Annotated in this window: 5 protein-coding genes and 1 pseudogene; all 6 read left to right on the forward strand. The window is 32.3% G+C overall.

What is annotated here, in order from left to right; translation table 11 throughout:
- Window positions 1-163: 163 nt before the first annotated feature.
- Window positions 164-1354 (forward strand): enoyl-ACP reductase FabV, encoded by a 1191-nt coding sequence (fabV, locus tag ACH2CG_RS12695; protein WP_395065760.1) that lies wholly within the window; start codon window positions 164-166, stop codon window positions 1352-1354.
- Between the two features lie 92 nt (window positions 1355-1446).
- A complete protein-coding gene (locus ACH2CG_RS12700) occupies window positions 1447-5436 on the forward strand; it encodes a GEVED domain-containing protein (RefSeq protein WP_395065762.1) in 3990 nt (1329 codons plus the stop codon).
- A gap of 86 nt (window positions 5437-5522) precedes the next feature.
- A pseudogene (locus ACH2CG_RS12705) lies at window positions 5523-6518 on the forward strand (glycosyltransferase); the annotation flags it as partial.
- Complete coding sequence (gene coaE / locus ACH2CG_RS12710) at window positions 6504-7241, forward strand: dephospho-CoA kinase (RefSeq protein ID WP_395065768.1); 738 nt, start codon at window positions 6504-6506, stop codon at window positions 7239-7241. The pseudogene ACH2CG_RS12705 and the gene coaE, both read left to right, overlap by 15 nt.
- Window positions 7242-7312: 71 nt before the next feature.
- On the forward strand, window positions 7313-8896 hold the full coding sequence (locus ACH2CG_RS12715; protein ID WP_395065764.1) for a sensor histidine kinase: 1584 nt from the start codon (window positions 7313-7315) through the stop codon (window positions 8894-8896).
- A gap of 8 nt (window positions 8897-8904) precedes the next feature.
- Window positions 8905-9220: response regulator (locus ACH2CG_RS12720; protein WP_395065766.1), on the forward strand; the 316-nt coding region annotated here is incomplete at its 3' end.

The following is a 9220-nucleotide window of genomic DNA, read 5'->3' on the forward strand; positions in this document are numbered from 1 at the left end:
AACGAGTTATAGAAATTGCGCAAATGCTATCGGGTTCTACAATTTCAGATTCGGCCCTAAATCATGCCAAGGAATTGCTCAACTAAAAAAATGAATTATATTTGTAAAAGGTATTTTCTGTCAAAGTTAGTATCGAATATCTAAAAATTAAAAATCGAATAAAATGATTATAGAACCAAGAATGCGCGGCTTTATTTGTTTGACAGCTCACCCAAAAGGTTGTGAACAAAGCGTGAAAAATCAAATTGAATACGTAAAATCAAAAGGCAAAATTGATGGTGCAAAGAGAGTTTTAGTTATTGGCGCATCAACAGGTTTTGGTTTAGCATCAAGAATATCAAGTGCTTTTGGTTGTGACGCAGCAACAATAGGTGTTTTCTTTGAAAAACCACCAACAGAAGGGAAAACTGCTTCGCCAGGATGGTATAATTCGGCAGCATTTGAACAAGAAGCTACAAAAGCAGGATTATATGCCAAGAGTATCAATGGTGATGCGTTCTCTAAAGAAGTTAAACAGCAAACAATAGATTTAATAAAAGCCGATTTGGGTCAAATTGACTTAATCATTTATAGCTTAGCTTCTCCAGTTAGAATGCATCCAGAAACTGGAGTATTACATCGCTCTACGTTAAAGCCAATTGGAGGAAATTTCACCAATAAAACAGTAGATTTTCATACAGGAAATGTTACGCAAGTTTCAATAGAACCAGCAACGCAAGAAGATATTGATAATACAGTTGTAGTCATGGGTGGCGAAGATTGGTCAATGTGGATTGATGCCTTAAAAGCAGAAAATTTATTAGCCGATGGAGCAACAACTATAGCTTATTCTTATATTGGACCAGCAGTTACAGAAGCTGTTTATAGAAAAGGAACTATTGGAAGAGCAAAAGATCATCTTGAAGCTACAGCTTTTACAATTACTGACAGTTTAAAAGATATTCACGGAAAAGCTTATGTATCTGTTAATAAAGCATTGGTTACACAAGCAAGTTCAGCAATACCAGTAATTCCACTTTATATTTCATTGCTGTACAAAATTATGAAAGCAGATGGAATTCACGAAGGTTGTATTGAACAAATTCAAAGATTATACAGCCAAAGATTATATACTGGTAATGAAGTTTCAACAGATTCTAACGGAAGAATTAGAATTGATGATTGGGAAATGCGTGACGATGTGCAAGCAGAAGTGGCTAAATTATGGCTAGAAGCCACAACCGAAACATTACCTAAAATAGGCGATTTAGCAGGATATAAACAAGACTTTCTTAACTTGTTTGGTTTTGGTTTTAATGGAGTTGACTATAGTTTAGATTCTGACGAAATGGTTTTAGTTCCAAGCATAGGATAGTTCAATAAAAATTTATAAATATTTAAAAGCTCACAATATATTTGTGAGCTTTTTTTGTTTAAATTTATGGACTTAATTTAATTTTTAGATACATGAAGAAAAATACCTTTTTGTTAGTTCTATTTTTTTGTTTATTTCAACACGGATTTAGCCAAAGTTTGTCGCAATATACTTTTTCGCAAAGTAATTCTACCTACACAGCTATATCAGGAGGAACAGTACTTGGTACATCAACAACAACCGATGATCAGCGTTTTTTAGATCCATCAGTTCCACTTGGAGGAGCATCTTTTACTGGAGTTGGTTTGCCTATTGGTTTTAACTTTAACTACAATGGTTATGTTTATAATCGATTTGGTGTAAATGCAAATGGGTGGATTTCATTAGGTTCATCATTATTAACTCCTTCGGTTGATATGAACACAACTTCTTCCTACACACCATTATCATCTGTAAGCACAACTGTTTCTAGTATATTAGTTTCTAGAATTTGTGGATTTACTAGAGATTTAATGACACAATCTGGTGGCGAAATTAGATACCAACTTATTGGTGCATCACCTAATCAGGTTATGGTTATTCAATGGACTAATTATTCTAAATATCTTGCTGTTGGTGACTCTTTCAATTTTCAAATTAAATTACATGAAACCTCTAATGTTGTTGATATCGTTTATGGAACAATGACAAATAATACAACTGCAACCTTGGCAGATTGTGGTTTAAGATCTAATCCAAATTCGGCAGCTACAAATTTTAGTAGTAGAACAACAGCAACCGATTGGTCTGCAACATCGGCAAGTACTGCTGCTTCTGATAAAGTTTTATTATCTAATACAATATTTCCCTCATCAGGCTTAGTTTACACATGGTCACCTCCGCCAACATGTACAGGAACACCATCGCCAGGAAATACAATATCTAGTACGGCATTGGCTTGCAGTGGTATAGGATTTGATATCACATTACAAAATACAACTTCAGGTTCTGGAGTTACATACCAATGGCAATCCTCATTAGATGGAAGCACTTACACAAACGCTAGTGGATTTTCAACAGACGTTTATTATACTGCCATACAGACTGTTCCAACCTATTATAAATGTCTTGTAACATGTTCTGGATCTGGAGTTACAACTTCTAGTACAGCAATTATGGTTGGTTTAAATACACTTGCAAACTGTTATTGTACGCCAACATACACTTCAGGAAAAATTGATGGAGATTTATTGTCTAATATTACTATTTCAGGTACAACTTTAGCCAATAATTCAGGAACTGACGCTGTAAATCCAGCATATACTTTTTATAGTGGTTTACCAAATTATACCGGAGTTCTTCAGGCAGGTTCAAGCTATAATGTAAATGTTTCTGTAGGAACTGTTGGAAGTCAAAATGTAGCTGTATGGATTGATTATAATGATGATAGTATTTTTTCAACTTCAGAAAGAGTAGGTTATACAACTGCTTCTATTGGAGCAAACGGTACTGCTTCTTTTCCAATAGTTTTAGCATGCAATCCGCCACTAGGAACGCATAGAATGAGAGTGAGAGATGTATGGAATACTTCTGGAGTAAATATAGATCCTTGTGTTAATTATGGTTGGGGTGAAACAGAAGATTACAATATTGATATTTCATCACCAGTAGCATGTCCTCAACCAACAGGAGTGTTTTTATCTAGCGTAACTTCTACAAGTGCAGTTATTGGATGGAATAGTGGCTGTACAGAAACACAGTGGAATGTGTATGTTACAAACTCTGGTAATCCTGCACCAACAACAACCGCAACTTATTATGGGGTTGGCAATCCATTTGTTATAACAGGATTAGACCCAGGAACAGCATACGATTTTTATGTTAGTGCCGATTGTCTTACTAATGGAAGCAGTCTTTGGACAAATGCTTTTTCATTTACAACTAAGCCAGTTAATGATGAATGCACTGGTGCTACAGCATTATTGGTTGGAAATAATTTTGCTTCAAATGCAATAATTTCATCAAGTTTGGGCGCAACATTCTCTAATGCTCCAACACCAGGTTGTGCTACTTACAGCGGTGGCGATGTATGGTTTAATGTGACTATTCCTGTTTCTGGGAAAGTAACAATAGAAACTGCTGGCGTTGCAAATAGTCCAATTACCAATACTGTATTAGCAGTTTACAGCGGAAATTGTTCGGCTTTGTCATTAATTGCTTGTAATAACGATACTTCTTCATTGTTTTCTTCAATAACTTTATCAGGACGAACTCCAGGCGAAATAGTAAAAGTATTGGTATGGAAATTTGATGGTGCAGTACCTTATGGTCAATTTAAAATTTCGGCATTCGATTGTGAATCTACAACGCCTGCACCAACTGGTGATGCCAATCAACTTTTTTGTAGTCCGGCGTTAGTAGCAGACTTATTTGCTGATGGAACTTCTATAAAATGGTATTCTAGCGCTACAAGTGTCATTCCTTTATCGGACACCGATGCTTTAGTAAGCGGAACCTATTATGCATCTCAAACTTTAACTTGCGAAAGTTACAATAGATTGAGTGTTTCAGTAGTAATTTCTTCTTTTCCTAACACTGTAAATTCTTCTTTAACAGCTTGTGACAACGATTTGGACGGAAATACTCTTTTTAATTTAACAGCAGCAAATTCATCTCTTTCACCAGATTCTAATATGACATTTAGTTATTTTCTTAATGTATTTGATGCAGAAGCAAATGAAAATGTTATTCTTAATCCTTCATCTTACTTGGGTGCTAATGGACAAACTGTTTTTGCAAGAATTCAAAATATTAGTGGCTGTTATAACACCGCAGAATTATCATTAATAGTAACTTCAACACCTTCACCAACAGGAGTTGCTACTCAAAACTTTTGTGGCACAAGTACTTTGTCTAATTTAAGTGTTTCAGGAACATCAATCGTTTGGTATGACTCAGCAACCTTAGGGAATATTTTGCCAGCAACTACTCAATTGGTATCTGGTACTACTTATTATGCTACTCAAACTTTAAATCAGTGCGAAAGTGGTGTTAGATTAGCAATAACGGTCAATCAGAATTGTCTTTTTGTTGGATGTTTAAATGATCCTAATGGTCAGTGGCCAGGTACTATATTTACACCAAACTGTATTGGAATTCCTCTCATAATTACACCAATTGGCTATGCAGGAGAATATTCTAAAGTAAATGTTACATCAGGAATTGAATATACCTTTGCTAGTTCAATTGCAACAGATGTTATTACTATTTCAGATCAAAATGGAACACAAATTTATTCTTTTGGCACAGGATCAGTAGTCTGGATTTCAACTATATCAGGAGTAATAAGATTTTATACGCACGTAAATGCTACTTGTGCAGATAATCAAGACGAAAGAGAACGAACAGTTCAATGCGGAACACCACCACCAGCTCCGGTTAATGATAATTGCGCAAGTGCAACTATGCTAACTGTTGGAGGTGTTTTTTCTGATAATTCAGTAGTTGGAACAAATCTAGGAGCAACAGATTCTTCTGGACTAAACGATCCAACATGTTCAAGTTATGCAGGTGGCGATATATGGTATAGTGTTGTTGTTCCTGCATCTGGAAACATAACATTAGAAACAGATTCTAATGGAACAAGTGACGTTACAGATACCGGAATAGAAGTTTTTTCTGGATCTTGTAGCGCTTTAACCTCTATAGGTTGTAATGATGATGCTGGAAACGGATTTTTCTCTTTAGCATCGCTAACAGCACTAACAGCAGGTTCTACAATTTATTTAAGAGTTTTTGACTATGACAATTTAGAATATGGAACTTTTCAAGTGGCTGCATATGATGCTTCATTAAACTCAGCTTCTTTTGATAATTCTGCTTTTACTTTTTATCCAAATCCAGTGAAAGACGTACTTAATTTATCATATTCTCAAAATATGACTAAAGTTCAAGTTGTTAACATCTTAGGGCAAGAAGTTCTGACAAAAAATATAAATACTAATCAAAGTCAAATAGATATGTCTATTCTTCCATCTGGAACTTATTTAGTAAAAATAACATCAGATAGTCAAATAAAAACAATTAAAGTGATTAAACAATAAGATTACTGTTTTGTATTTAATAAAAAGTCCTGCTTTGGCGGGACTTTTCTTTTTTAGAAAGAGTATATTTGCTAAAATTTTTTTAGATGTATTTTTCAATTATTATACCAGTCTACAATAGACCCGATGAAATAAACGAACTACTTGAAAGTTTGCTCTTAACTACGTATAGCAATAATTTTGAAATAGTTATAGTAGAAGATGGTTCTACAATTGCATGTGAAGATTTAGTTTTGAAATATGCCGATAAGCTTACTATTTCCTATTACTTTAAAGCTAATTCTGGACCAGGAGATTCTAGAAATTTTGGAATGAAAAAAGCTAAAGGCGATTATTTTATCATTTTTGATTCTGATTGTATCATTCCAAATCAGTATTTAGCTGAAGTTGATAAGGAACTTAAATTAAATTATGTTGATTGCTTTGGCGGACCAGATAAAGCATTAAAGTCATTTTCTAACATCCAGAAAGCAATAAATTTTGCAATGACTTCTTTTTTAACTACCGGAGGAATTCGTGGTGGATCTGAAAAAATAAATAAATTTCAACCTAGAAGTTTCAACATGGGAATTTCTAAAAAAGCATTTGAAGCATCCAATGGTTTTGGGAATATTCATCCCGGCGAAGATCCAGATTTATCAATAAGATTATGGAAATTAGGATATGAAACTAGATTATTCACAAATGCATTTGTTTACCATAAAAGAAGAATAGATTGGGATAAATTTAGCGTTCAAGTTTCAAAATTTGGAAAAGCACGACCAATTCTAAATTCTTGGTATCCCGAATATAAAAAATTGACTTTTTGGTTTCCTTCTTTATTTATTACAGGATTTATAGTTTCTTTTGTGTTAGTTTTTCTTTTATTTGATTGGTTTTTAAAATTTTACTTCCTATATTTTGTTGTTATTTTTATTGTTTCAAGTATTCAAAATAGAAATCCTATTATTGGACTTTTATCTATTGTAGCCGTCTGGAAACAATTTTTTGGATACGGAATAGGTTTCTTAAAATCGTATTTTAAAATTAATATTCTTAGAAAAAAACCGCAAGATGCTTTTCCAGAGTTGTTTTTTAAAATAAATAACGAGCAACAATCTGAACAGAAAAACGTAATTATAGAAAAACAAATTGAAATCCAAATTAATAAATCAATCGAAAAAGTAGTTGAAAAACTTACAGCTCCAATTGAAAAAATTGTTGAACCAGTAATTAAAAAAACAAAAATCATTGGCTTAACAGGAGGAATAGGTAGCGGAAAAACCACTGTTGCTAACTATTTAAAATCTAAAGGTATACCAGTTTATATTTCTGATATTGAAGCCAAAAAAGTAATGGAGTTTCCTGAAATTATTTCTCAAATTTCAACAACTTTTGGAGCTCAAATGATAAGTATTGATACTACTCTAGACAGACGAAAACTAGCATCAATAGTATTTAATGACCCAGAAAAATTAAAAAAACTAAATGCAATTGTTCATCCTGCAGTAAAAAAACACTTTGATAATTGGATAATTCAGCATAAACAATTCCCAATTATTGTTAAAGAAGCTGCAATTCTCTTTGAAAGTGGCAGTTATAAAGATTGTGATGCAATTATAACTGTTTCTGCTCCACTTGAAGTAAGAATAGAACGAGTTTTAAAGAGAGATGCCACCACAAGAGAGAAAGTTTTGCAACGAATTAATAACCAACTGTCTGATCAAGAGAGGATTGCAAGAAGCCAATATGTTGTAAAAAATGAAAATTTTGAAGAAACAAAAAAACAAGTAGATGAAATACTAAGTTTATTGAAAAATAAATAATTTTTAACCTCAATGTTAATGTTTGGTTAATACATTAACAGAATATATGTTAAAATGCTAACTTTGTTGTGATGAATAAGTTTGTTTTTAGATTGTTAGTTTTATTAATGAGTTTGTCTCTTTTAGGGATAATATTGGTGCAAGTATATTGGTTTAATACTTCATTAGAAACTAACGAAGAGCAATTTAAATTTCACGTTAAACAAGTTCTTGGAAATGTTTCAGAAAAACTGCAAAAACAAGAAGAATATGCTTTTTACAATAAGTATAACAAACTTAAAGACAGTACTGGTAAAGCACCTCTAAAAAAAGATTTGCTAGAGTATGGTTACTACCAAAGAAATTCTAAAACAAACCAAACTATTATCTATTCTAACAGTATAATATCTGAAGATTATGATATGTTTTCTTCGTTCTTTGATAAAAAAAATGATAGCACTAAAGTGAGAAGCTTTTCAGCCAAGCGAAAAACCCAAATCTTTAATACCAATTCATTTGACAATGTAGGAATACAAAATAAAATTGTACCCGATGTAACTATTGAAAAAACAGGAACTCTAGATATTTTAGAACGAGCAGGTTTCGAAATTCAATACAAAGATGTAGTTGCAAACTATGCCATTCAAGATAGAATTACTAAAGAAAATTTACACAAAATTTTAAAAAGTGAATTGAATGAATATGAAGTAAAAACCCCTTTCGAATTCAATGTTTACAGTAATGGATTGGCCACTAAAATTAAATCAGATCATTTTAATTTTGACAAATATGCCACTTATTCAATTCCGATTTTTATAGATAACGACGGAAATAATAAATACATGTTATTGGTTACTTTTCCGCAAAAAAAGAAATTTTTATTTTCAGAAATATTAGCGATAACGTTATTATCAATAATTTTTACATTAATAATTATAATTGCATACGCCAACGCTTTGCACCAATTAATTAAACAACGTCAAATTTCTGAAATTAAAACCGATTTCATAAACAACATGACACACGAGTTTAAAACACCAATAGCAACAATAAATCTTGCTCTTGATGCCATAAAAAATCCAAAAGTTATTGATGACAAAGAAAAAGTATTTCGCTATTTACAAATGATAAGAGATGAAAATAAACGAATGCATGCACAAGTTGAAAACGTTCTTAGAATATCAAAATTAGAGAAAAAAGAACTAGATATTTCTAAAGAATCCTACAACGTTCAAGAAATAATAGAAGAAGCAATAGAACATGTTAGTCTAATTGTAGAAGACAGACAAGGAATTATTACAACGCATTTCGATGCCAAAAGAACCACAGTACTACTAAACGACGTACATTTTACTAATGTTATTGTTAATATTTTAGATAATGCCATAAAATATTCTCCAGAACATGTCGTTATAGATATACAAACAGAGAATATTAACGATTTTATTCTTATTAAAATTAAGGATAAAGGAGCAGGAATGAATAAAGTCGCTCAGAAAAGAATTTTCGAAAAATTCTATCGCGAGCATACAGGAGATTTACATAACGTAAAAGGTCACGGCCTAGGTCTAGCCTACGTTAAAAGAATAGTAGAAGACCATAACGGTCAAGTCTATGTAGAAAGCGAAAAAGGAAAAGGAAGTACATTTATTATAAAAGTCCCATTGATAAATTAAACAAAATTATGGAAAAAGAGAACAAAAAAATATTATTAGTAGAAGATGATCAAAACTTTGGAGCAATTCTAAAAGATTATTTAATGCTAAACGACTTTGAAGTTGTACTAGCAAAAAATGGTATGGAAGGTTTTGAAAAATTCAAAAAAGATACTTACGATTTGTGTATTCTAGACGTAATGATGCCATACAAAGATGGTTATACGCTAGCCAAAGAAATTCGTGAAAAAAATAAAGAAGTGCCAATAGTTTTCTTAACGGCCAAAACCATGAAAGAAGACGTACTTAAAGGATATAAAGTAGGAGCAGACGATTACCTAAACA

Source organism: Flavobacterium sp., assembly GCF_043778725.1.
Taxonomy (GTDB): Bacteria; Bacteroidota; Bacteroidia; order Flavobacteriales; family Flavobacteriaceae; genus Flavobacterium.